Raw genomic sequence first — 21,721 nt, 5'->3', positions numbered from 1 at the left:
CGGTTCTCAGCCTTCAGGAGGCGCGGAGCACCTCAACCACGCTTTTGAAGGCGAACCATTCGGGAATCTCCTCACCACCGCGAAGCATCTTGCGGAACTGAGTGCCGCTGAGTTTCTTCACGTGCAGGCCACGGGCTTCGGCATGCTCCGCCGTCACATAGCCCTCTTCCTGGGTGTAAACGAGGTTCAGGGAAGGAACCGTCTCCATCGTGAGCTCGGGAGCGCACTCCTTAGCGAAGTTCTGCGCGTCGTAAGGGCCGTAGAAGTCATCACCGGTCAGAGACGATTTGCAGCCGGCCATATCGCGGCCGATGATGAAGTGGGTGCATCCGTAGTTGCGGCGGATGATCATGTGCTGGAGAGCTTCACGCGGGCCTGCCATGTGCATGGCGTAGGGCAGGTAGGCCCAGCGAATGCTGTCGTTGTTCACTTCGGCCGCCAGACGCTCATAGGTCTGGAAGCGAACAGCACCAGGGATGTCGTCCTGCTGGGTGGGACCACAGGTGGGATGGACGAGCACCACGGCCTTATCACTCACGTTCTGTGCATGCAGGGCACGGGTGAACAGTTCGTAGTGAGCGCGGTGAATGGGGTTGCGGCACTGGAACGCCACCACGTCCTCGCCTTCGGGCAGGCCAGCACGCACCTCAGCCGGGGTCTTGCAGGGGAACACCCGCTCGGGCAGAGCAAGACCCTTGAGGCTTCCACCCAAGTAGAAGCACTTGCGCTCCATAGTGATCATCCGAACCGCAGGGTGCTCGATGGAGGTGGTGCCGTAGCAGCCCTTGGCTTCAGCCACTTTGTTGGGTTCCCACTTGTCCTCCACCTCGAGGACCGCCAGATCCTGGCCCTTGTAAGTGAGCAGCAGCTTGTCACCCACCACAACGTCATCGCGGTCGGTGTCCATCACGATCGGCAGACCGAACAGCTGGCCCGCAGCCAGACGATGACCACTGACCACAGCGTCGTAGTCCTCCTGGTGCATGAAGCCACGCAGAGGAGAGAAGCCACCAACGCAAAGCAGCTCCACATCACAGGCGTTGCGATCGGAACACTCGATCGTTTTGGTCGCGGTGGCTTTCACAGCGGCACGATCCGCCTCGGCCACCATCAGATCGACCAGCGTTCCGCCGTAGGGAGCAATCACACCGGATCGCTGGGCGGGAGCGGAAGCACTGGCGGTCATGACTTCAGGGAAAGATCGGGCGATTCTCCCAGATCGCCGGAGGATTGCAATGCGCCACAAAAAAGGGGGCCTGAGCCCCCTTGCAACCTGTTGTGATGAGCCTGATCAGGCCTCTTCAAGGCGGCCGTAGAGATCACCAGTGATCTTGATGTCGACCACTTCACGACCACCCATGTCGGAGTCGGAGGGTTGGATAGCGCTGAACACACCAGCGAATTCACCGGTTTCAGGATCCACCTTGGTGATGGAGAGACTCATGGTTCCCACTCCATCGATGTAGCGCTTGTTGTTGTCCTTCTCGAGTTGCTCGTCATCACCGCCGTGTGCCACAAGGCCTTGGGCGTACTGAACACCGGTGGTCAGAGCCCGTCCCTTGGGATCGATGAAGTTGCTAGTGCGGTAGCTGGGGGTGCGATAGGTGCCTTCAAAATCAGTGCTGGTGGTCAACGCCGAGCCATCAGCAGTTGCATTGAGAGACTTGCTGGAGAAGGTGAAGGGGAACTCCTCGCCACCGGGCACCAAAACGGTGATCGGCTGGAAGTCGATGCCGCCTTTCTCCTGGAATTGCAATCCAGATTCCGTCACCTTCAGATCCCCAAAAACTGAATCAAGGCTGGAGGTGTAACGGGTCAGGATCTTGCCCTCAACAAACTCAGCCTGCTGACGAATGTTCTTGGGCTCCTCCTTCGCATAAACCTGAACGGGGTGCATGCAGATCTCACGCAGCTCGTAGCTGCCACCGGCCGTCAAAGGAATCGAGCCACGAGCTGAGTCCCCAATCGTGGGGCAATCGTTGGCTTTGCCGGTGTTGTGGATGTCGTCGTAGGTGACATTGGATCCACCACGCTGAACGGCTTCACTGTCGCCACTACAGGCCGTGGTGAAGAACGCGAGGCAGAGCGCCAGCACGACGGCCAGCAGAGGACGAATGCGCATGGAAGGAGCCAATCGGCTGAACGCTAATGGGGACGGAATGCCGTCAGATCCGGATCCTACAGGGCGAAAAATGACGTCAGGGCTAGCCTTTTGCAGCTCTCAACAACTTGTCGAAAGCGCGTGACATCCAACGATCCCGATTCGACCCAGGCCCGGATGGCTCCGGCACTGGCCGCCCTGGGCGAGATAGCAGAGGAGTTGAGGGGAAATCCAGAAGCACTCCTCACCCTGCTGCGTGAGCTTGAAGCCCTGCATCGGCACGTTCAGGACGGTCCGTTCCGCCAAAGCCTTCCTGAAAACCGCCAGAAATTGTTCACACTTCTGCAAGGGATGGAGAAAAACGGCGGTTGGCCCTACATCCCCAGGCTTCAGCTGCGCACATTCATCGACCTGCTCGGTCAGGACTCCATCGACGCCGCGGCCTGATCCCGAACCTTCATCAGAGCATCAAGCAACTGATGGGCCAAGGAGAGCTTTGCAGTCACAGGCAGCTCCAGTCTCCAACCGTCTCCCAGCAACCAGCCCCCATTGGGTTGGTTCCCAAAGCCCTGACCGTCACGGTCCACGGGATTCACCATCATCAGATCGCAGCCCTTCGACAGCCGCTTGCTTTCAGCCCGCTCCAGCAAATGGGCGTCACTGCCTGTGAGCGCTGAGAAGCCAAGAACCAACTGTCCAGGACGGCGTTGGCGGGTCAGGTTCGACAGCAGGTCAGGCACCTCGGCCCAACCGGAGGTCAGAGCCTGCTGCAGCTCCAGCTTGGCCAGTTTGCCTGGAAGATCAGCATCCCTCCGCAGGTCAGCGACGGCAGCAGCCATCACGAGCACATCCGATCGGGGCTGAGCCAACTCCAGAGCCGAACCAAGTTCAGCGGCATTTTCCACCGCAGTGCACTGCAGGCCCTCAAGCCAAGCGTCGGGGAGATCCAATGGACCATGCACCAAATGAACGGTGGCACCCCGGAAGCGTGCCGCCTGCGCCAGCAGCACCCCCATTCGACCGCTGCTGCGGTTGCTCAGGAAACGGGCCGGATCAATGGACTCTTGGGTCGGTCCAGCCGAAACAAGAACAGACATCCCCGACCAATCAAGGGTCACGTCGAGAGTGCCCAAGCCGCGGCTGAACACAGACGCAGCCGCCAACTCAATCAACAGCGGATCGGCCATACGCCCATCGCCGACGCGATCGCAGGCCAACAGACCGGACGCCGGCAACAGGGGGACCACCCCAGGAAAGGATTGGATCTGCAGCCAGTTGCGTTGCACCGCAGGGTGGCGCCACATGGCCGTGTTCATCGCCGGAGCCGCAATGACCGGAGCTTCCGTTGCCAAAAGAACGCTGGCGAGCAGCCCGTCCGCTGAACCCTGGCTCCAGCGGGCCAGGCTGCTGGCACTTAGGGGCGCGACGATGGTCAACTCCGCCCACTCCGCCAACTCGATGTGCAGCGGCCTCGACGCAGCCGGGTTCCACTGGTCTGCTTCGAGGTAACAGCGATGACGACTGAGGCTGGCAAGCGCGACGGGGCTCACCAAGGCAGCACCACTTGTGGTCACGAGACAGCGCACCTCAGCGCCGGCCTTGATCAGCGCACTGACGAGCAAAGGCGTCTTAACAGCAGCAATGCTGCCGCTGACGGCCACCAGCACACGCCGCCCGCGAAGTGGCGACCCCTGCTCAGTCTTCATCAAAAGGTTCTTGGTCCACCAAATGGTGGTAAGGAAGGATCAGCTCAGGCCTGTGGATGGCCAGCGCCCGAAGCAGGTGCCAATCCGAAAGGCTGTCGAAAGGAGAGGGGTAGTCGTCCTCTTCGAGACGGCGGGCGAGCTCAGCCGTCGACGCCTCGTCAAAAGCCTCCAGCCGTTCCTGCGTGAGCATCGAGCCGTCCTCAGACGCCATTGCTTGCAGTTTGACGCAGGCCGTGCCGGCTAGCGTTGACTCACCGGGGAATTAGCTCAGTTGGTAGAGCGCTGCGATCGCACCGCAGAGGTCAGGGGTTCGAATCCCCTATTCTCCACTGCGATTTTGCGTCGTCGCCTGCCACTGATTGGCTTATTTGCCCTTGTGGTGTTCAGCACCGTGGCACGACCATCAGCCCTGCTCACCTTCACGTTGCTCGCTGCAGCCGGTGCGATAAGTCGCGCACCATCACGCCGCACCTGACCCACCATGAGGTAAAAGGGGGTTATTGAACTCCCCCGTAGCCGATGTCGCAATCGAAGCGCGAGCAGGTCGTGAGCCACCTGCGCTACATCCGCCAAGAGCTGCGTGAGATGCACCAGGGAGTGATGGAAGACGGCCTTCTTCCCGAAGCAGGCGAAGTTCGGGGAGTGATGGCACAAATGGAAGCGCTGCTGGAGCTCCTCGAAGGCAAAGCGTCCAGAAAGGCGAAAGCTGAGTCCAAATAACTTTCGGCGCAAGCCGTTGTCAAAGCCCACAACTCTGGCTTTGCTTCGCCAATCCCCATCACCTGGCCCGGGCTTGCCCCGGGTTTTTTATTGAAATCTCCTATCCGTAGTGTCTGATGCCTGCAGATTGTCCAGGGGTGGTGTAAACAGGTGATGGCAGGGGCATGGCCGGGTGATGGGGATCACTGGTTTCGACCCTGCCTCTTCCCCCTGAAACCTGTGCCGTGCGACGGCTTCAATCCACCCGGCTGCAAACCAACGTTGGCGCAGCACTTGAAAGGCTGGATCACTGGGCACGCAATCCCTGGCGACGATTGTCCTTACTGGCCCTTGCCGGCCTAATTGGCTTTTTGATCGGTAGCGCCATCACATCAGTCTCAGGCGTTCTCGCGCAGATGGACCCCGTCGCTGCCCTGCTGGTGGTGCTTGGCACTGAATTCACGATTCGGCGACGACGCAGTTCCGAACCATCCCTGAAGTTGCCCCAACAACTGTTGGATCTTGGTCGCATCGGCTTTCTCTATGGCCTCTTTCTCGAAGGGTTCAAGCTGATCTGAAGCAGAACCGTTCAAAACAGCCAACCAAGAATGCAATCCATACCCTTCGGAAAGAATCTGGTGGGCTGCAGATGGCAAGCAACCATTACTTTCTGGAGCTTGAACCGCCAGCGGAGCGGTTGCGTCATGCGCCGCATGTGGTCATCGTTGGCGGCGGCTTTGCAGGGGTGCATGCCTGCAAGGCCCTGGCCAAGGCCGATGTGCGCATCACCCTGATTGACAAGCGCAACTTCAACCTGTTCCAGCCCCTGCTTTATCAGGTGGCCACTGGTTTGGTCTCAAGGAGTGATGTGGCCACGCCTCTGCGCGAACTGGTGGGCAAACAAAAGAACGTGCAGGTGCTGCTGGGGGAGGTCACCACGGTGAACCCCGAGGGCAAACAGATCGTCTTCAATGGCAAGGCCTACAGCTACGACCATCTGGTCCTGGCAACAGGATCGGGGAGCACCTATTTCGGCCACGAAGACTGGCGGACCTTTGCGCCCCCGATGAAAATCCTCGAGCACGCCGAGGAAATACGCCGCCGTCTGCTGATGGCGATGGAGCAGGCAGAGCAGACGCCCAACCCCGAGGCACGCCAGTTTCTGCAAACGGTTGTGATCGTTGGTGCCGGCCCCAGCGGCTGCGAGATGGCTGGCGCTGTTTCCGAGCTGATGCGGTGGGCCTTAAACAATGCCTTCAAGCAGCTGGATCCCCAGAAAACACGAATCGTGTTGGTGGACCCCGGCGACAGGGTGCTCAGAGCAATGCCAGCGGAGCTCTCAGAGGCGGCCCTCAAGGGCCTCGGGCGCGATGGCATCGAATACATGCCTCAGGGTCGCGTCCAAACCATGCGGCCCGGGGAAGTTGTGATCGGTGGGCCCACTGGAGACGTTCGAGTCCAGGCAGCAACGGTGATCTGGACCGCTGGAGTGAAGGCGTCCCATTTGGGGCAGAAGCTGACCGAGGCCACGGGTTGCGAGGTCGATCGCGGTGGGAGGGTCATCGTCAACTCCGATTTCTCGATACCGAACCATCCCGAGATCCGCATCGCCGGTGATCTCTGCAGCTATAGCCACACCGTGAATGGCAAGCCGCTGCCGGGCATGGCAGCTCCCGCCAAACAGGCCGGCACGTTCATCGGCATGGACATCGCTGCGATCGTCGCCAGACGTTCCCGCCCCACCTTCCGCTACTTCGATTTCGGCAGCATGGCTGTGGTGCACGCCAGTGCGGTCGCCGACCTGCATGGCTTCAAAGTTTCCGGACGCCTAGGCCTGCTGCTATGGGCCATCGTTCACCTGGCCTTGATCCCCAACCGAGAGAACCGGATCACCTTGAGCATCAAATGGCTGTACGCCCTGGCGACCCGGCAACGGGCCTCGATTCTGCTAACGGGCATGCCAAGCCAGCATCTGGCCCTTGATGCTGAGGATGCCCACTTCCCGATGGCCAGCGGCAAAGGTCCCTCCATCGCCGAACCCGATGCCGCCCTCAAGGCAGCGATGGATTACTACGCTCATCAACTCAGTGGCCTCCCTCAAACTCAGGAGCTGCTCGACACCAAGGAGGCTTCAGTCGCGGATTCAGAAGCTGCCATCAAATAAAGCAAGGCCATCCGAGTGGGAACACCATTCCTGACCTGCTCTTCCACCAGGCTGACGCGCGGGTCATCCAAGAGCGACCCACTCAATTCGACGCCGCGATTGACCGGGCCGGGATGCAGAACGGGAACGTTCTCACCGCAGAGCTTCATGCGCTCATGGCTTAATCCGAAATCGCGGTGGTAGCGCTCCAGACTGGTCAGCAACTGCTGGCCCATCCGTTCCTTCTGAAGCCGCAGGGTCATCACAGCATCGGCGCCCGGCAGTGCATGCTCCAGGCGCCGCACCACGCTGACCTTGCCCCGTTGCGGGACAGGGTCCTTCAGCAGACCTGGGGGCGGCGCATCCACGAAGCCCGCGAAATCCTCCGGAACCAGGCTGGGAGGACCGCACAACACCACATCCGCTCCACAGGCCGTTAAGGCCCAGAGATTCGAACGGGCCACCCGCGAGTGAAGGATGTCTCCAACAATCACAATCCGGCGTCCTTGCAGGGCCTCCGGCATGGGGTGCTGAGGAGAGAAAAAGCGGGCAAGCGTGAGCAGATCCAGCAGTCCCTGACTGGGATGGCTATGAAGTCCATCGCCCCCATTGAGCACCACGGTGCGCTCACCCATCTGCTGCAGGTCCAGCGCCAGCTGCTGTGGCACACCAGTGGAACGGTGGCGCACCACCAACACGTCGGCCCCCATGGCCACGTAGGTGCGCGCCGTGTCGAGAACGCTTTCCCCTTTGCTGAGCGAGCTGCTGGAGGGTGAAAAGCTCATCACGTCTGCGGACAAACGCTTGGCCGCCAACTCAAAACTGCTGCGGGTTCGGGTGCTGGGTTCAAAGAACAGCGTTGCCACCAAACGTCCCTGCAAGGCGGGAAGTTTCCGGGCACCGGTGATCGGAAGCGAACGAAACCGCTGAGCCAGCTCAAGCACCGCCGCAAAGTCTTCTCGCGCAAACGACGCGAGATCAAGAACGTGACGATGCGGCCAGCCACTCATGACGACGGCTCCTGCGATGGCGACCAGCACTGTGCCCTGGGCGGCATGCGATCACCCCGAGCTCGCCTGCTGACACTGCGACTGCTCCGCAGATACCAGCGCCATGGGGTTGCAGCGCCCTGGGTGATGCCAATCCGCGTGGTTGTCACAAGATCCTGGCTGGCAAACGTGTCTGACCTTGGGGCCATCCACACCTCATGTTCGCCCGTCACCGGACGGCTGTCATCACGTCGATCAAGCCCGAAACGACGTGCCAGCAAGCCGGGCCCTGCCCCAACCCTCTCGGGTTCATCGGGCAGAGCAACGGCACGCAGCAACACACCATTGGCCCAGTCGCCCCGATCGGTGACCACGTTCACGCAGTGGTGGATGCCATAGCTGACATACACATAGAACCGCCCTGGCTCACCGAACAGGGTTTCGTTTTGCGGTGAACGGCGGCGGTAACCATGACAAGCAGGGTCGTCCTGGGAATAGGCCTCGGTTTCAACGATCACGCCCCAGAGCAGGCTGCCGTTGTCTTGGCGTTTCACCAACCTGCAGCCCACCAGATCAGGACCCACGATCTGAGCCGGACGGGCAAAAAAATTGAGCGGAAGCGAGACGAAATCGATGACAGGCTGCCGGCTGGCGGCCACGCTTGTTCCAGCTTGAACTTTGCAGGCTGTGGACAGCAACCTCCAGGCACGGCGTGATGGGGTGTTTCTGGTGCTGGCGGGCCTCTTCCTCGGGACCCTGGGCATGCTCAACATCCTGGGGCTGACGCGCTTCCTTCAACTGGGCAGCATTGGCGGCTGGCCGATCGTTGTGGCTGTCGGCGCACTGCCCTATCCGATCACGTTCCTCTGCACTGACCTGATCAGCGAGATCTGGGGAGAACAGAAAGCCAATCAAGTGGTGTGGGTCGGGCTGCTGCTCAACGGCTGGGTGCTGCTGATCCTTTGGCTTGGGGGCGTGCTGCCCGTCATGGACGGCAGTGACGACAGCACCTTTCGCACGATTCAGCAGCTCAGCTTCGGTTCGATTGGCGCCTCGATGGTGGCTTATCTCTCAGCGCAATTCGTGGATGTGCGGCTGTTTCATTTCTGGAAACGGCTCACCAAAGGCAAAGCCCTCTGGCTGCGCAACAACGGCTCCACCCTGGTGAGCCAGCTGGTGGACACCAGTGCAGTGGTGCTGATCAGCCATTACGGCGCCCATGTGCTTCCTGTACAGCCGGAACGGTCCGTGCTGCCGCAGCTGCTCAGCTTCATCGGCAGCGGCTACCTGTTCAAAGTGCTGGCAGCGCTGACCGACACACTTCCCTTCATCTGGCTCACCGGATGGCTGAGGGAGTGGCTGGAGATTCCCGGAGAAGGACGGGAACTCACAACAGAACCCACATCACCGATGCATTAGCGGTGCATCCACGCCAAGCTGAGCTCAGTTCAGGCCCGGTGATGGACGCAGCCACCTCCAGCTTCAACCTCGGCACAGTGCTTCTCGCGAGCGTTGTGCTGTTCCCCTTGGCCTGCCTGTTCTTCGGAACCCGCGGCGGCTACTACAACACCGATCAGTACGACGGCAACGGCACCGCCCACTGATCGGCTGGAGTTGAGCGATCATCAGGGCATTGGTTCAGCCTGAATGACCGCTGCAACTCCCGGCCCTGTCGACAGCACGGAAGCCATTCGCCTCGCCCTGCGCAGTTGGCCTGAGGTGGAGAGCTACCTCCAAGGCTGCAAGGGGGTGATCATTCCCCTGGGATCCACCGAACAGCACGGCCCCACGGGCGCCATCGGCACCGACGCCCTCACCGCCGAAGCGGTGGCCCTTGAAGTGGGACGTCGCACCGGCGTTTTGGTCACCCCAGCCCAGGCCTTCGGCATGGCGGAACACCACCTTGGTTTCGCGGGAACGATGAGCCTGCAGCCGGCAACGCTTTTGGCCGTTCTGCACGACCTGGTGTTGTCCCTGGGCCGGCATGGCTTCGAACGGGTGTTCGTGATCAATGGCCACGGCGGCAACATTGCGACGGCCAAAGCCGCCTTTGCCCAGGCCCACGGCACCGCCACCACCCGCAATCTCCCCGTTGCCCCGCAGCTGCGTTGTCGGCTATCCAACTGGTTCATGGCCGGTCCCGTGATGCGCCAGGCGCGCGAGCTGTATGGCGACAAAGAAGGCCATCACGCCACCCCCAGCGAAATCGCTGTCACCCTCGCCGTGGAGCCGAGCTTGCAGACCAAGCAGCGACCGCTGCCCGACCCCGCTCCGGCAGGCCCCATTCATGGACCTGACGACTTCCGTCGCCGTCACCCCGATGGACGCATGGGATCCCACCCCTCCTTGGCCACCGCCCAGCACGGTGACGACTTGCTGGAGACAGCCGCCACCGCGTTGAGCGAGGATCTGCGCACGTTCCTCGGCGAGTCATGAGCCAGATTTCCAGCGACGACGTCCGCAAGGTGGCCCATCTCGCCCGTCTTGATCTACCCGAGGACAAGATCGCGACCTACACCGGTCAGCTCGAGTCCATCCTCGAATACGTAAGTCAGCTCCAGCAGGTGGACACCGAAGGCGTTCCAGAAACCACCCGAGCTGTGGAGGTGACCAACGTCACCCGGGCCGATGGAGTGCAACCGACCCCCGTTCGGGAGGACATCCTCAACCAGGCACCGCAAAGGGAGGGTGACTTCTTCCGGGTTCCGAAAATCCTGGCCGACTGAACGCGACTCAGCGGGACACCCAACGCTTGGGCTCGGTTTTGATCGCGATGCGGTCAACGAAACCAAGCCAGTGGCGGCGCAGACCCCGTCCCGGCATGAAACGGGCTGCTCGCCTCATCTTTCCGCTACGGCGCTTGTGGCTGCGCACTCCCACAAGGATGTCGTAGAGGAAGTTGTACCCATCCCGGCGGGTTTCAAAAATGCCCAACCGTTGGGGTGATCCCTTGGAATCGAGCAGAGGCTTGGTGGCCTCGTAGGCCGGTTTGTATTCGAACCAGGGAATGGATGGCCAGAGGTGATGAACCAGGTGATAGTTCTGCCCCATGATCAGCCAATTCATCAGCCTGCCGGGGTAGATGCGGGCGTTCGTCCAGCGGTTGCGAGAGGTGAACGGCCGATGCGGGAGGTAGTCGAAGAACAAACCCAGCGTCACTCCGACCATCAAGGCAGGCGCAAACCAGCAGTTGAAGATGAACGGCAGAAAGTCAAAGCGTGCCGCCGCCAGAACGATCACCAAAAAAATGCTGCGCTCCAGCCCCCACTGCATCAACTCCCAGCGGCGCCAAAGACGACGCTGAAAGAAAAACCACTCGTGATAGAAAAATCTCGGAGCGATCAGCCAGAGCGGCCCGAACGTGCTGACGATGTGATCCGGATCGTTCTTCGGGTCATTGACATGGGCGTGATGCTCAAGATGCACCCGCGTGAAGACGGGAAAGCTGAACCCGAGCAACAGCGCCGAGCCATGGCCCATGGCCTGATTGATCCATCGATTGGGATGGGCCGCGTTGTGGCAGGCGTCATGAATCACCGTCCCTTCTAGGTGCAGCGCCAAAAAGCCCGTGCACAGCAGCAACGGCAGGGGCAAAGCCGCCACAAACCAGCCCCAGATGGTCAGAGCCGCCAGGGCATAACCGCCAAGAAAGAGCCCAACAGTGGGGTTCCAGACGGCCGGTGGATCAACGAATTCGCGCGGAACCGATCGGTAGCCCACTCCAACCGGACGAGGCTGCTGTTGTTGAGCAGTGCTCTGGTGCATCCGGAGGTCAGGCAACAAGTCTGTATAGATCCCGAACCACGGTAGAGAAAGGAATGCCCACCGGGGGACTTGAACCCCCACGACCAAAGCCACTGGTACCTAAAACCAGCGCGTCTACCAATTCCGCCAGGTGGGCAACACCCTGACTTTAGAGATCGCACCAGAATGGAAGCAGACCGCCACACCACGGATGCTTGCGACCCTCAGCGGCGATCTGTGCCTCCTGCTCGGCCTGGCACTCCTGCTGCTTCCCCTTTTAGCCGTTGAACTCAGCCGCCCCCGCGATGGCGTCTGGGGCGCGGTGGTGTTGCTGCTGGGTCTCGTTTTGGTTACCAGCACGGACCGGCTGCGGGGAGCGCCGATGCTTGCTGTTCTCTTCGCCGGCCTGTTGATCGCACGCTTGGGCTCCGAGGTCGGACAGGCCCGCTGGAACAGCCTCAGCGAAACCGAGCAACAGCGGTTCACCTCACTCGATCATTGGCGCACAAGCCTTCAACAACTTTTGATCACCACAGGCCGGGTGGGCGAGGGCATTGGCGGCATCGCCAAACAACTCAAACCGGCCGGGAAATCAGGGGTTACGGGCAAAAAATGGGTGCGTCCCGAGTCCCCTGAAACCACTGACGAAAGCGACGCCGCATCAGCCGAAGCAAACGAGGTCACATCTCCAGAGGGCGAAGACTGATAATCCCGAGGCCAGAGCAGGGACCCCGTGAGCAAGGAGACGCGCGACGCCGCCGCTGAGGAACGTCCCTCCTATAAACCCACGCTCAACCTTCTGCAGACGGGATTTGGCATGCGCGCCAATGCCGTCCAACGGGAACCTGAACTGCAGGCCTTTTGGAAGAACCATGGCATCGACGGCGAGCTGGGCCTGAACAACAGCGGCCCAACCTTCACTCTCCATGACGGCCCGCCCTATGCCAACGGCGCTCTGCACATGGGGCATGCCCTCAACAAGGTGTTGAAGGACGTCATCAACAAATATCAGGTATTGAACGGGCGGCGGGTGCGCTACGTGCCGGGCTGGGACTGCCACGGCCTGCCGATCGAGCTCAAGGTGCTGCAGTCGATGGATCAGGAGCAGCGCAAGGCGCTGACACCAATCAAGCTGCGTAAAAAAGCTGCCGCCTACGCCCGCAAACAGGTGGATGGCCAGATGAAAGGCTTTCAGCGCTGGGGCATCTGGGCGGACTGGGAGCAGCCCTATCTGACCCTGCAAAAGGAGTACGAATCGGCTCAAATTCGGGTGTTTGGCGAAATGGTGCTCAAGGGGCACATCTACCGGGGTCTGAAACCGGTGCACTGGAGCCCGAGCTCACGCACAGCTTTGGCCGAAGCCGAACTGGAGTATCCCGACGGCCACACCAGTCCCAGCGTCTACGCCGCCTTCCCAGCCGTGGAGCTGCCGGCAGCGCTGCAGGATGCCCTCAGGGCAGAAGGCCTGGACCTGCCCACCGAGACGGACGCCCTGGGGCAAGCCCTGCAGGTGGCGATCTGGACAACCACCCCCTGGACATTGCCAGCCAACCTGGCGGTATCGGTCAATGAACGGCTCGACTACGCCCTGGCCGACGACGGCGAAGGCCGACTGCTGCTGGTGGCCGCCGATCTGATCGAGACGCTGAGCGCCACCCTGGGGCTCCGGCTGAGCCGGCGCGCCACGGTGAAAGGCGCCCTGCTCGCCGGTCTGACATACCGCCACCCGCTCCTTGACCGCACCAGTCCTGTGGTGATCGGGGGCGATTACATCACCACCGAATCGGGCACAGGCCTCGTGCACACCGCGCCTGGTCACGGCGTCGACGACTTCCACACCGGCCAGAAGAACGGCCTGCCGGTGCTCTGCCCTGTGGACGAAGCCGGCAACCTCACCGACGAAGCCGGTCCGTTCGCGGGCCTGAATGTGCTCAAGGATGCCAACCCCAAGATCATCGAGGCGCTGGAGTCCGCCGGGGCCCTGCTCAAGCAGGAGGCCTATGGCCACCGCTACCCCTACGACTGGCGCACCAAGAAACCCACCATCTTCCGGGCCACTGAACAGTGGTTCGCTTCCGTGGAAGGGTTCCGTCAACAGGCCCTTGATGCAATCGCCGCAGTGGAGTGGACCCCTGCCTCCGGTCGCAACCGGATCGAATCGATGGTCAAGGAGCGGGGCGACTGGTGCATCTCCCGTCAGCGCACCTGGGGGGTGCCGATCCCCGTTTTTTATCACCGCAGCAACGGCGAGGTGCTGCTGAACGCAGACACCCTGGATCACATCCAAGCGTTGATCGCCGAGCACGGTGCCGACGTCTGGTGGGAGAAAGAAGAAGCGGATCTGCTGCCGCCCGCCTACGCCGACCAGGCCGACCAGTGGCGCAAGGGCACCGACACCATGGATGTGTGGTTCGACTCCGGCTCAAGCTGGGCTGCCGTCGCCAGTCAGCGGGACAAGCTGAGCTATCCCGCCGACCTGTACCTGGAAGGGTCCGACCAGCACCGCGGCTGGTTCCAGAGTTCACTGCTCACCTCGGTCGCCGTGAATGGCCACGCCCCATACAAGCGGGTGCTCACCCATGGCTTCGCCTTGGACGAAAAGGGCCGAAAGATGAGCAAATCCCTCGGCAATGTGGTCGACCCAATGGTGATCATCGAGGGGGGCAAGAACCAGAAACAGGAACCGCCCTACGGCGCTGATGTGCTGCGGCTCTGGGTGAGCTCGGTGGATTACTCCGCCGATGTGCCGATCGGGACAGGGATTCTGCGCCAGCTGGCTGATGTGTACCGCAAGGTGCGCAACACCAGCCGCTATTTGCTGGGCAACCTGCATGACTTCAATCCGGCAACCGACGCGATCCCCATTGCCGAACTGCCATTGCTGGACCGCTGGATGCTGCAGCGCACGGCCGAGGTAATGGACGACATCACAGAAGCCTTCGAAAGCTTCGAGTTCTTCCGCTTCTTCCAGCTGCTGCAGAACTTCTGCGTCACCGATCTGTCGAACTTTTACCTCGACATCGCCAAGGACAGGCTCTACGTAAGCGCCCCCCAGGACCAGCGCCGGCGCAGCTGCCAGACCGTGATGGCCTTGATCATCGAACGCCTGGCCGGACTGATCGCTCCGGTGTTGTGCCACATGGCCGAAGACATCTGGCAGAACCTCCCCTACCCCGTGGAGGAAACCTCTGTCTTCCACCGCGGCTGGCCGACTGTTCCAGCCGAGTGGCGTGATGCTGCTCTCAGCGCTCCGGTTCAAGAGCTGAGGGAGCTCCGCGCCGCCGTCAACAAAGTGCTGGAAGACTGCCGCGGCCGTCAGGAACTCGGCGCATCGCTGGAGGCAGCCGTGCGAATTGACGCCCGCCGTCCGGAACTCCAGACCGCTCTCTCTTGGCTGAGTGAGAGGGGGAATATCGAGGTGGACGGCCTGCGGGACTGGCTGCTGGTCTCACAACTACAGATTGGCGGCGAGCCCTGGGCCGAATTGCTGGCCAGCCAGGACGACGAGCTCGCATCGATCGAGGTGAGCCGAGCGCGGGGAACCAAATGCGAGCGCTGTTGGCACTACGAGGGGGATGTGGGTCAGAACCCTGAGCATCCCCACATCTGCGGACGCTGTGTTGGCGTTCTGGAACGCCGGACTCACCAGTTGGCCTGAACCAGGAGGTCGTTCGGCGGCATCGGTCCAGCCAGCACAACCTCCTGGGTGGGCGACAAGGGCCCCTGCAGCAGCTCAGCCTGATCCAGAGTCGTTCCCTCCGGGAGAACAGAGGCATCGGGGTCAAAGGCGGTTGGATGGGTAGTACTGCTGCTGAACCCACGGAAGATCAGCAGTTCAAACGGCACATCACCCACCTGCCCCCGCAGACGAACAACCCGCTGGGGCTGAACACGCGTTCGCTCCTCCAGTGCCTGAACCACCACCTGATCGTTCATCAGAAATCGCCGGCCACGCGTCCGTAACGGGGCAGACGCACCAACAGCCACTGCAGCAGGCCGGCCAGATAAGCCACCAGGGCGACGTAACCCACAAAGGCGGCAACGGCTTCGGTCCACAGACCACCGAAGAGAAAATTGAACACTGTTGCCGCCAGGCCATGGATGCCCTGAGGGGCCTCCAGCCAGGTGAGGCAGGCCGAGGCCTCCAGCTGTTGCATGCAGCCCAAACCCGTAAGGCTCATGCCCAGGCTGAGGAGACCAAAACCACTGAACGACCAACGCCAAACCTTCACCGCCAGGGGCAGCGGACGCCAGGACGGCTGGTCGGCCAGCTCTTCATTGATGTCGACCCAGAACCACAGGCTGATCACCATCAACACCGGTGCGACAACCGCCATGGCGTAGCCCAGGGGGCGCTGGTCCATCAGCAGCAGCAGGCTGATCGCCATCAGGCTGGCCACCTTCCAGTAGATGCCGAGCAGCCGCAGCACCAACGGCTCGCGACGCCACGCCGACCAGATCAATAGGACCAAAGGCACACCAACGGCAAAGGTGGCGGCCAAGCGATAGGTCAGCCACACCAGAGCGCGGTACGTGAGCTCGTTCACTGGGGACTGTCACAGTGCCGCCATTATCAACGTCCCGAGCTGACCTCCAGGGTTGATAGGGTCCGCTTCATGGCACCGTTCGCACCGTTCAGCTGGTTCCGCTCCGGGGGCGCTGAAGCCAGGTGCCGGACAGGACTTTCCGCGAAAGCGTCCCTGGACGAAGCCGTTCGGGATGTGGTCGAGCAACTGGGCCGATCCAGGGGCGAAGCCGATCTCGCCCTCGTCTTCACCTCAACGAGTTACGCCACCGACCTGCCGCGGCTGCTGCCAATGCTTCGCGCCCAGATCAGCGCGAAGCATTGGATCGGATGCACCGGGGGAGGCGTGGTGGGCACCCGCGGCGACGGCACCGCCTCGGAGCTGGAGCAGACGCCTGCATTGAGCGTGACGGTGCTCTCCCTGCCGGGGGCATCGATCGCCACCCAACACCTGAGCACAGAGGAGCTGCCTGATCTGGATGGAGCCGCCCAGCAATGGCAAGACTGGGTGGGCCTCACCCCCGAGGCTGCTCGCAGCCAAATCCTGCTGATCGACCCCACCAGCAGTGGAATCAATGACCTCATCAGCGGGCTGGACTACGCCTATCCGGGTGCAGAGAAGATTGGGGGCATCGCAGCACCCCACAACAGTCGGCACGGATCGCTGCTGCTGGATGACAACGTCGTCACCGGAGCGGTGGTCTGTTCCATCGGGGGGAGCTGGCGACTCGAAACGGTGGTGGCACAGGGCTGTCGCCCCATCGGCCCGGTCTTCTCAATCGAGCAGGTGCAGCGCAACGTGTTGCTGGAACTGAGTGATGGCGGCACCAAGGCCAGCCCCATCAATTGTCTGCAACGGGTTCTGGCTGACCTCAGTGAACGGGAGCGCGAGCTGGTGCGTCACTCGTTGTTCCTCGGCGTCGAACGCAGCAGCCTGCGGCTGAACGCCAACGGAGCAGCATCAGAAGCGAGTGCCTTCCTGATCCGCAACCTGATCGGAGTCGATCCCAACAATGGCGCCGTGGCCGTAGCTGAGCGGGTGCGTGCCGGCCAAAACGTGCAATTTCACCTGCGCGAAGCCGCCGCCTCCCAGGACGAAGCCCTTGCCCTGCTCAAAGCAGCGACGGCTGATTCAGGCGACACGGTCCATTTCGGACTGCTCATGGCCTGCCTGGGACGGGGCAAGGGGCTCTTCGGTCGTGCCGATGGCGACATCAGCCTGGCCCGCCAACTGATGCCTGACCTTCCTGTGGCGGGAGCGTTCTGTAACGGTGAGATCGGACCCGTCGGCGGGACGACGCATCTGCATGGCTACACCGCCTGCTGGGGATTGCTTCGCCAGGACCCAAAAAGCTCCTCTGGCAGTGGCTCTGACAATCTCGGTTGAACCGAATCGCACCGCCTCGGAACCTTGCGTCAGCACGTCAATCCCCTCAGCAGCTTCTTCCAGTTGCCGCTGGAACTCCCTCCACCCGAGGAGCTGTTTCGCGTTCCTGATCATCCGATCCACCTTGATATCGGCTGTGCCCGTGGACGTTGCCTGCTGGGCCTGGCCGAGCGTGATCCCCACTGGAACCATCTCGGCGTTGAAATCCGCCGGCCCCTCGTGACCTCGGCCGATCGAGAGGCGCTCGCCTCGGAGCACGGCAATGTTCGGATCCTGTTCTGCAACGCCAACATCAGTCTGGAAGGCTGGATGAAGGCCCTGGAGCAGGACCGGCTGCAACGGGTCTCCATCCAATTTCCCGATCCCTGGTTCAAACGAAGGCACCGCAAGCGCAGGGTCCTGCAACCCGCGCTGCTCTTGGCCATCGCAACGGCCCTCCAGCCCGGCCGTGAGCTGTTTCTGCAGAGCGATGTTCTCGACGTGATTGAGCCGATGGTGGCTCTCACCGAACTCAGCGCCTGTTTTGACCGCCCCGCAGAGGATCAACGGCCCTGGCGCGCCAGCAACCCGCTTTCGGTTCCCACGGAACGGGAGCGCTACGTGCTCGAGCAAAACCTCCCCGTCTACCGGGTGCTCTACCGCCGGAACCAGAATCCACTTCCTTCCGTGTCAGATCTGGAACAGCAGTGGCAGGAGATCGATAATCCGGCGGAAGCACTCACCACCTGAAGCCCCACGATGGCCTCTGCGGATGCAACCCAGACGGCAAGCGGTGGTCCACTGTTGGCACGCTGGCAGGGGCTGATCACTCCGGATCAAGCGGTGCTGAAACGCCTTGAAAGGCTGGCGGGACTGCTCCTGCTGGTCTTGCTCACGGGTCTACCCCTGTTCACACGCACGGGCCTGGCCCTGGTGATTACAGCCTGTGGCGGCCTGTGGCTGCTGTGGTGCCTCTGCAGTCCGCCACCACAGAGCATCGGAACCATCTCGCGCTGGCTGATGCTTGTTCTGGCCATCGCAATTGTGGCCACGGGATGTTCTCCGGTTCCAATCGCCGCCAGCAAAGGCCTGATCAAACTGCTCAGCTACCTGGGCGTTTATGCCTTGCTCTGCAAACTGCTGCTGAGCAATGAACGATGGTGGAACCGGCTGGTCGCAGGACTACTGAGTGGCGGCCTACTCAGCAGTGTTCTGGCTTTGCGACAGCTCTATGCCTCCAGCGAGGAACTGGCCGGCTGGGCCGATCCGAATTCCATCAGCGCCGGCACCATTCGGATCTATGGCCCCCTGGGGAACCCCAACCTCCTGGCGGGTTACTTGCTGCCGCTGATTCCCTTTGCAGCGATTGCACTGGTGCGCTGGCGTGGCGTGGGAGCCCAGCTGTTTGCCGGCACCACACTGGTGTTGGCCGGGACAGCCACGCTGTTCACCTACAGCCGCGGCGGCTGGCTGGGGATGGTTGCTGCCGGCGCCGTACTTCTGCTTTTGCTGCTGCTGCGCTGGACACGCCACTGGCCCCCACTCTGGAGACGTCTGGTGCCCCTCGCCGTGCTGCTGGTTGGAGCCGCTTTCCTGGTGGTGACGGCCACCCAGATCGATCCCATCCGCACGCGCATCACCAGCCTGCTGGCGGGACGGGGTGATAGTTCCAACAATTTCCGCATCAACGTCTGGATGGCGGCCATTCAGATGGTGCAAGACCGTCCCTGGCTGGGCATCGGCCCAGGCAATGCGGCGTTCAACAGCATCTATCCCCTGTATCAGCAACCGAAGTTCAACGCCCTCAGTGCCTACTCCGTTCCCTTGGAAATCCTGGTGGAAACCGGCATTCCTGGGCTACTGGCCTGCCTGGGATTGCTGGCCAGCAGCCTGAAGCAGGGCCTCAAGCAGCTCAATGCCGATGGTCCAAGCGCCTTGGCAGCCATCGCCAGCCTTGCTGCCATCGCTGGCCTGCTGATGCAGGGAAGCACCGACACGATCTTCTTCCGCCCCGAAGTTCAACTGATCGGCTGGTTTGCCCTGGCCAGCCTGGTGAGTCGACCCAGCGAATCATGAGGCTGCTCGCTGGATTCGATGCTGGACAGACGCAGACCCGCTGCCGCCTCAGCGTGGTCCAAAAGGGCTTGCACCAGACTGTTGGCGAAGGCGAGGGGCCCGGCGTCAGTCACCTGGATGCCCCCCAGGGTGAAGGACGTTTCCTCGAGGCGATCCGCATCAGTGCACAAAACGCCCTCAAAGATCACCCCGCTGGCGTGATCCAGGCGGCCGTTGTCGGAGCCAGCGGCATCGAACACGGAACAGCGTTGCAACAGCGCGCTGAACGTTTGGTGGGTCACGCCCTGGCCATCGGTGATGACACGGAGTTCAGAAAGGTGCTGGTCACCGGAGACGAACGCACGGCCTTGCGAGGTGCGATCCCTGAGGGTGCGGGAATCCTGGCGATCAGCGGTACGGGAATGATCGTGCTGGGCCGAGACGAGAACGGCCATGAACAACGCTGTGGCGGCTGGGGATGGCTGCTTGATGGAGCCGGTTCAGCCTTTGACCTCGGCCACCAGGGATTGCAACTGACCCTGCGCATGGCCGATGGGCGCCTGCCCGACCATCCTCTGCGCCTGCAGATCTGGAATCAGATGGGATGCGACAGCCACGCAGCGGTGAAAGCCCGGGTGGTGCAGCACGACTTCGGCACAGCGAACTTCGCAGCCTTAGCTCCGCTGGTGGTGGAGGCAGCAGCCCAGGGCTGCTCGAGCGCAGAGGAAATCGTGCAGCGATCAGCAGCAGCCCTCTCCAACTGCATCAGCACCGTGGCCCAGCAGCTATCACTGCGTTCCCCCCTGGTGGTCTGCCATGGGGGAGCTGTTATCCATCTGCCGGGGTTCCGAACAGCCGTGCAACAGGCCATTCGTCAGTCGATTCCCAAAGCCCGCTGGGGTGAGGCCAGGGGCGATGCCTGTGATGGCGCCCTTCTGATGGCAGAGGCCTTGATCCTCAGGCCACGTTGAGATGCTCTTCGGCAACGGCGGCCAGATGCCCTGTCCAATGCTCAACAGCATCGGACTGCTCGGCTTCCACCATCACCCGCAGCACGGGCTCCGTGCCGCTGGCTCGCACCAAAATGCGGCCGGTCTCTCCCATCGACTGCTCTGCTGAAGCGATGGCGTCGGTCAGAGGGGTGCACGAGCTCCAGTTCTTGCGACGTGAACGGTCCATCACCCGCACATTGACCAATTTCTGCGGGTAGGCCTGAAAACTGCGGTCCAACCAATCGCTGAGGCTGATGCCTTGGGCATGGCACAAGGTGGCCAGCTGCACGGCGGTCAGAACACCATCGCCGCATAGCCCATGGGAGGCCGAGAGGATGTGGCCGGATTGTTCTCCACCGAGGGCCGCGCCACTGGCCACCATCGCGGCATGGACATGCTGATCTCCCACCGGCGTGCGATCAAGGATGCCGTCCCTCTGCTGCCAAGCCCGCTCAAAGCCGAGGTTCGACATCACGGTGGCCACCAACCGCTGATCGGGGAGCGCCTGCTGCTCCTGCAGCACGGATCCCCACAGGAAAAGCACATGGTCCCCATCGATGATGCGACCGCGGCCATCCACCGCCAGCATTCGGTCAGCATCACCGTCAAAGGCAAAGCCCATCGCCGCGCCGCGCTCGATCACAGCCCGCTGCAGCGGTTCCAGATGGGTTGATCCGCAAGCCACGTTGATGCGGGAGCCATCGGGTTCCCCATGGAGCACGGTGAGATCAGCCCCCAAGGCACGGAAGGCATCAGCACCACAGGCTGTCGCTGATCCCCAGCAAAGGTCCAAAACGATGGGGACGCCATCCAGTCGCCGTTCAGCCACCGATTGCTGCAATACCTCCCTGTAGCCATCCAGGAGGTCGGCGCTGGAGCGCGCCACACCGCAGCGGAACGCTCCTTGCTCAACCATGGACGTCTGCCCCTTCAGACCGGCTTCCACCTGGGCCTGACGTGGAGCGCTGAGTTTGGCGCCGTCGGCCCCAAACACTTTGATGCCGTTGTCTGCAGGGGGGTTGTGGCTCGCAGACACCATCAGGCCACCAGCCGCCCCCAGCTGGCGGATCAACAAAGGAACCGCCGGCGTCGGACAAAGACCAAGGGTCCACACATCGCGACCGGCCGCCGTCAAACCGGCCGTCAGGGCAGACACCACCATGCTGCCGCTGGTCCGGGAGTCCATCCCGATCAGAACAGGGCCTTCCGCCTGCAGAACCCGGCCAACCCAATAGCCCACCTGAAGACACAAGGCTGGGGTGAGAACGGTGCCGGCGAGCCCACGGATCCCATCGGTTCCAAACCCTGGCGCAGCGTCACCGAGAGCGGGGCCGATCGGAGAACACGCCTTTTGAACCATGGGTCTCAATCGTGGACAGCACCATAGGAAGCACCTCTGAC

At 62.0% G+C, this 21,721-nt stretch carries 25 protein-coding genes and 2 tRNA genes; 16 read left to right on the top strand and 11 right to left on the bottom strand.

All coding sequences use genetic code 11. The features are described from left to right. Nucleotides 1–13: 13 nt before the first annotated feature. Both sat and FZZ90_RS07110 read right to left on the bottom strand, forming a co-directional pair. Nucleotides 14–1,186, bottom strand: coding sequence for a sulfate adenylyltransferase (gene sat / locus FZZ90_RS07115; protein WP_226424997.1), 1,173 nt, complete (start codon nt 1,184–1,186; stop codon nt 14–16). 105 nt (nt 1,187–1,291) lie between these two features. Next, nucleotides 1,292–2,122: a photosystem II manganese-stabilizing polypeptide gene (locus tag FZZ90_RS07110; protein WP_226424996.1), complete on the bottom strand. Its 831-nt coding sequence runs from the start codon at nt 2,120–2,122 to the stop codon at nt 1,292–1,294. A gap of 120 nt (nt 2,123–2,242) precedes the next feature. Between FZZ90_RS07110 and FZZ90_RS07105 the strand changes: the two genes are divergently transcribed. Then, entirely contained in the window at nt 2,243–2,548 is a 306-nt protein-coding gene (locus tag FZZ90_RS07105; protein WP_226424995.1) for a hypothetical protein, read from the top strand. Here the strand turns inward: FZZ90_RS07105 and coaBC are convergent. Next, nucleotides 2,521–3,807, bottom strand: a complete 1,287-nt coding sequence (gene coaBC / locus FZZ90_RS07100; RefSeq protein WP_226424994.1) for a bifunctional phosphopantothenoylcysteine decarboxylase/phosphopantothenate--cysteine ligase CoaBC — start codon at nt 3,805–3,807, stop codon at nt 2,521–2,523. The genes FZZ90_RS07105 and coaBC overlap by 28 nt on opposite strands. Further along, entirely contained in the window at nt 3,797–4,018 is a 222-nt protein-coding gene (locus FZZ90_RS07095) for a DUF2555 domain-containing protein (RefSeq protein WP_038551345.1), read from the bottom strand. Before FZZ90_RS07095 ends, coaBC begins: the two co-directional genes overlap by 11 nt. A gap of 45 nt (nt 4,019–4,063) precedes the next feature. Between FZZ90_RS07095 and FZZ90_RS07090 the strand changes: the two genes are divergently transcribed. The 5 genes from FZZ90_RS07090 to FZZ90_RS07070 all read left to right on the top strand — a co-directional run bounded on the left by FZZ90_RS07090 (nt 4,064) and on the right by FZZ90_RS07070 (nt 6,670). Further along, nucleotides 4,064–4,136: transfer RNA gene (locus FZZ90_RS07090), tRNA-Ala, on the top strand. Between the two features lie 8 nt (nt 4,137–4,144). Further along, nucleotides 4,145–4,282 (top strand): hypothetical protein, encoded by a 138-nt coding sequence (locus tag FZZ90_RS07085; RefSeq protein WP_226424993.1) that lies wholly within the window; start codon nt 4,145–4,147, stop codon nt 4,280–4,282. Between the two features lie 44 nt (nt 4,283–4,326). Beyond that, the gene (locus FZZ90_RS07080) at nt 4,327–4,527 is read left to right on the top strand and encodes a hypothetical protein (protein ID WP_011363323.1); all 201 of its coding nucleotides are present in this window, start codon (nt 4,327–4,329) and stop codon (nt 4,525–4,527) included. Between the two features lie 224 nt (nt 4,528–4,751). Further along, nucleotides 4,752–5,084, top strand: coding sequence for a DUF565 domain-containing protein (locus tag FZZ90_RS07075; protein WP_226424992.1), 333 nt, complete (start codon nt 4,752–4,754; stop codon nt 5,082–5,084). Between the two features lie 71 nt (nt 5,085–5,155). Then, nucleotides 5,156–6,670, top strand: coding sequence for an NAD(P)/FAD-dependent oxidoreductase (locus FZZ90_RS07070; protein ID WP_226424991.1), 1,515 nt, complete (start codon nt 5,156–5,158; stop codon nt 6,668–6,670). Here FZZ90_RS07070 and FZZ90_RS07065 read toward each other — a convergent pair. Continuing rightward, on the bottom strand, nt 6,610–7,659 hold the full coding sequence (locus FZZ90_RS07065) for an aspartate carbamoyltransferase catalytic subunit (RefSeq protein ID WP_226424990.1): 1,050 nt from the start codon (nt 7,657–7,659) through the stop codon (nt 6,610–6,612). The two genes, FZZ90_RS07070 and FZZ90_RS07065, sit on opposite strands and share 61 nt — an antisense overlap. Then, nucleotides 7,656–8,297 (bottom strand): DNA-3-methyladenine glycosylase, encoded by a 642-nt coding sequence (locus FZZ90_RS07060; RefSeq protein ID WP_226424989.1) that lies wholly within the window; start codon nt 8,295–8,297, stop codon nt 7,656–7,658. The genes FZZ90_RS07065 and FZZ90_RS07060 overlap by 4 nt, the downstream gene beginning before the upstream one ends. Nucleotides 8,298–8,325: 28 nt before the next feature. Here FZZ90_RS07060 and FZZ90_RS07055 point away from each other — a divergent pair, with 28 nt between their 5' ends. Genes FZZ90_RS07055 through gatC form a run of 4 tightly spaced genes read left to right on the top strand, consistent with a single transcriptional unit; the run spans nt 8,326 to nt 10,364 of the window. Beyond that, nucleotides 8,326–9,057 carry a queuosine precursor transporter gene (locus FZZ90_RS07055; RefSeq protein WP_226424988.1) on the top strand — a complete coding sequence of 244 codons (732 nt, stop codon included), beginning with the start codon at nt 8,326–8,328 and terminating at the stop codon, nt 9,055–9,057. 41 nt (nt 9,058–9,098) lie between these two features. Further along, on the top strand, nt 9,099–9,242 hold the full coding sequence (locus FZZ90_RS07050; protein ID WP_173402180.1) for a hypothetical protein: 144 nt from the start codon (nt 9,099–9,101) through the stop codon (nt 9,240–9,242). 43 nt (nt 9,243–9,285) lie between these two features. Further along, nucleotides 9,286–10,074 carry a creatininase family protein gene (locus FZZ90_RS07045; protein ID WP_226424987.1) on the top strand — a complete coding sequence of 263 codons (789 nt, stop codon included), beginning with the start codon at nt 9,286–9,288 and terminating at the stop codon, nt 10,072–10,074. Then, nucleotides 10,071–10,364, top strand: a complete 294-nt coding sequence (gene gatC / locus FZZ90_RS07040; protein ID WP_226424986.1) for an Asp-tRNA(Asn)/Glu-tRNA(Gln) amidotransferase subunit GatC — start codon at nt 10,071–10,073, stop codon at nt 10,362–10,364. Before FZZ90_RS07045 ends, gatC begins: the two co-directional genes overlap by 4 nt. A gap of 7 nt (nt 10,365–10,371) precedes the next feature. Here gatC and crtR read toward each other — a convergent pair whose 3' ends face one another. Both crtR and FZZ90_RS07030 read right to left on the bottom strand, forming a co-directional pair. Then, a complete protein-coding gene (gene crtR, locus FZZ90_RS07035) occupies nt 10,372–11,403 on the bottom strand; it encodes a beta-carotene hydroxylase (protein WP_226425045.1) in 1,032 nt (343 codons plus the stop codon). A gap of 54 nt (nt 11,404–11,457) precedes the next feature. Beyond that, nucleotides 11,458–11,539: transfer RNA gene (locus FZZ90_RS07030), tRNA-Leu, on the bottom strand. A gap of 54 nt (nt 11,540–11,593) precedes the next feature. Between FZZ90_RS07030 and FZZ90_RS07025 the strand changes: the two genes are divergently transcribed. Both FZZ90_RS07025 and ileS read left to right on the top strand, forming a co-directional pair. Next, nucleotides 11,594–12,088 (top strand): Ycf66 family protein, encoded by a 495-nt coding sequence (locus FZZ90_RS07025; RefSeq protein WP_226424985.1) that lies wholly within the window; start codon nt 11,594–11,596, stop codon nt 12,086–12,088. Between the two features lie 27 nt (nt 12,089–12,115). Next, nucleotides 12,116–15,040 carry an isoleucine--tRNA ligase gene (ileS, locus tag FZZ90_RS07020; RefSeq protein WP_226424984.1) on the top strand — a complete coding sequence of 975 codons (2,925 nt, stop codon included), beginning with the start codon at nt 12,116–12,118 and terminating at the stop codon, nt 15,038–15,040. On the opposite strand, the gene FZZ90_RS07015 is transcribed toward ileS, so the two are convergent. Beyond that, entirely contained in the window at nt 15,025–15,318 is a 294-nt protein-coding gene (locus FZZ90_RS07015) for a hypothetical protein (RefSeq protein ID WP_226424983.1), read from the bottom strand. The two genes, ileS and FZZ90_RS07015, sit on opposite strands and share 16 nt — an antisense overlap. Beyond that, a complete protein-coding gene (locus tag FZZ90_RS07010) occupies nt 15,318–15,929 on the bottom strand; it encodes a DUF3177 family protein (protein ID WP_226424982.1) in 612 nt (203 codons plus the stop codon). Before FZZ90_RS07010 ends, FZZ90_RS07015 begins: the two co-directional genes overlap by 1 nt. 69 nt (nt 15,930–15,998) lie before the next feature. Here FZZ90_RS07010 and FZZ90_RS07005 point away from each other — a divergent pair, with 69 nt between their 5' ends. Genes FZZ90_RS07005 through FZZ90_RS06990 form a run of 4 tightly spaced genes read left to right on the top strand, consistent with a single transcriptional unit; the run spans nt 15,999 to nt 20,299 of the window. Beyond that, nucleotides 15,999–17,294 (top strand): FIST N-terminal domain-containing protein, encoded by a 1,296-nt coding sequence (locus FZZ90_RS07005; RefSeq protein ID WP_226424981.1) that lies wholly within the window; start codon nt 15,999–16,001, stop codon nt 17,292–17,294. A 24-nt stretch (nt 17,295–17,318) separates the two neighbouring features. Then, nucleotides 17,319–18,023, top strand: coding sequence for a tRNA (guanosine(46)-N7)-methyltransferase TrmB (trmB, locus tag FZZ90_RS07000; RefSeq protein WP_226424980.1), 705 nt, complete (start codon nt 17,319–17,321; stop codon nt 18,021–18,023). Nucleotides 18,024–18,032: 9 nt separating this feature from the next. Then, nucleotides 18,033–19,349, top strand: a complete 1,317-nt coding sequence (locus FZZ90_RS06995; protein WP_226424979.1) for an IctB family putative bicarbonate transporter — start codon at nt 18,033–18,035, stop codon at nt 19,347–19,349. Next, nucleotides 19,346–20,299 carry a BadF/BadG/BcrA/BcrD ATPase family protein gene (locus tag FZZ90_RS06990; protein WP_226424978.1) on the top strand — a complete coding sequence of 318 codons (954 nt, stop codon included), beginning with the start codon at nt 19,346–19,348 and terminating at the stop codon, nt 20,297–20,299. The genes FZZ90_RS06995 and FZZ90_RS06990 overlap by 4 nt, the downstream gene beginning before the upstream one ends. Here FZZ90_RS06990 and glmM read toward each other — a convergent pair. Beyond that, entirely contained in the window at nt 20,286–21,680 is a 1,395-nt protein-coding gene (gene glmM, locus FZZ90_RS06985) for a phosphoglucosamine mutase (RefSeq protein ID WP_226424977.1), read from the bottom strand. The genes FZZ90_RS06990 and glmM overlap by 14 nt on opposite strands. Nucleotides 21,681–21,721 lie beyond the last annotated feature (41 nt).

The sequence above is a fragment of the Synechococcus sp. MU1617 genome (assembly GCF_020514235.1).
GTDB lineage: Bacteria > Cyanobacteriota > Cyanobacteriia > PCC-6307 > Cyanobiaceae > Parasynechococcus.
Note: the sequence above shows the minus strand (reverse complement) of the source record. Positions and strands in the feature narration are given on the sequence as shown.

What these genes read in the sequence shown, in the direction of transcription:
- sat (WP_226424997.1), bottom strand. Translation starts at nt 1,186, where the DNA reads ATGACCGCCAGTGCTTCCGCTCCCGCCCAGCGATCCGGTGTGATTGCT.
- FZZ90_RS07110 (WP_226424996.1), bottom strand. Translation starts at nt 2,122, where the DNA reads ATGCGCATTCGTCCTCTGCTGGCCGTCGTGCTGGCGCTCTGCCTCGCG.
- coaBC (WP_226424994.1), bottom strand. Translation starts at nt 3,807, where the DNA reads ATGAAGACTGAGCAGGGGTCGCCACTTCGCGGGCGGCGTGTGCTGGTG.
- FZZ90_RS07095 (WP_038551345.1), bottom strand. Translation starts at nt 4,018, where the DNA reads ATGGCGTCTGAGGACGGCTCGATGCTCACGCAGGAACGGCTGGAGGCT.
- FZZ90_RS07080 (WP_011363323.1), top strand. Translation starts at nt 4,327, where the DNA reads ATGTCGCAATCGAAGCGCGAGCAGGTCGTGAGCCACCTGCGCTACATC.
- FZZ90_RS07070 (WP_226424991.1), top strand. Translation starts at nt 5,156, where the DNA reads ATGGCAAGCAACCATTACTTTCTGGAGCTTGAACCGCCAGCGGAGCGG.
- FZZ90_RS07065 (WP_226424990.1), bottom strand. Translation starts at nt 7,659, where the DNA reads ATGAGTGGCTGGCCGCATCGTCACGTTCTTGATCTCGCGTCGTTTGCG.
- FZZ90_RS07050 (WP_173402180.1), top strand. Translation starts at nt 9,099, where the DNA reads ATGGACGCAGCCACCTCCAGCTTCAACCTCGGCACAGTGCTTCTCGCG.
- FZZ90_RS07045 (WP_226424987.1), top strand. Translation starts at nt 9,286, where the DNA reads ATGACCGCTGCAACTCCCGGCCCTGTCGACAGCACGGAAGCCATTCGC.
- gatC (WP_226424986.1), top strand. Translation starts at nt 10,071, where the DNA reads ATGAGCCAGATTTCCAGCGACGACGTCCGCAAGGTGGCCCATCTCGCC.
- crtR (WP_226425045.1), bottom strand. Translation starts at nt 11,403, where the DNA reads ATGCACCAGAGCACTGCTCAACAACAGCAGCCTCGTCCGGTTGGAGTG.
- FZZ90_RS07025 (WP_226424985.1), top strand. Translation starts at nt 11,594, where the DNA reads ATGCTTGCGACCCTCAGCGGCGATCTGTGCCTCCTGCTCGGCCTGGCA.
- FZZ90_RS07015 (WP_226424983.1), bottom strand. Translation starts at nt 15,318, where the DNA reads ATGAACGATCAGGTGGTGGTTCAGGCACTGGAGGAGCGAACGCGTGTT.
- FZZ90_RS07005 (WP_226424981.1), top strand. Translation starts at nt 15,999, where the DNA reads ATGGCACCGTTCGCACCGTTCAGCTGGTTCCGCTCCGGGGGCGCTGAA.
- FZZ90_RS06995 (WP_226424979.1), top strand. Translation starts at nt 18,033, where the DNA reads ATGGCCTCTGCGGATGCAACCCAGACGGCAAGCGGTGGTCCACTGTTG.
- FZZ90_RS06990 (WP_226424978.1), top strand. Translation starts at nt 19,346, where the DNA reads ATGAGGCTGCTCGCTGGATTCGATGCTGGACAGACGCAGACCCGCTGC.
- glmM (WP_226424977.1), bottom strand. Translation starts at nt 21,680, where the DNA reads ATGGTTCAAAAGGCGTGTTCTCCGATCGGCCCCGCTCTCGGTGACGCT.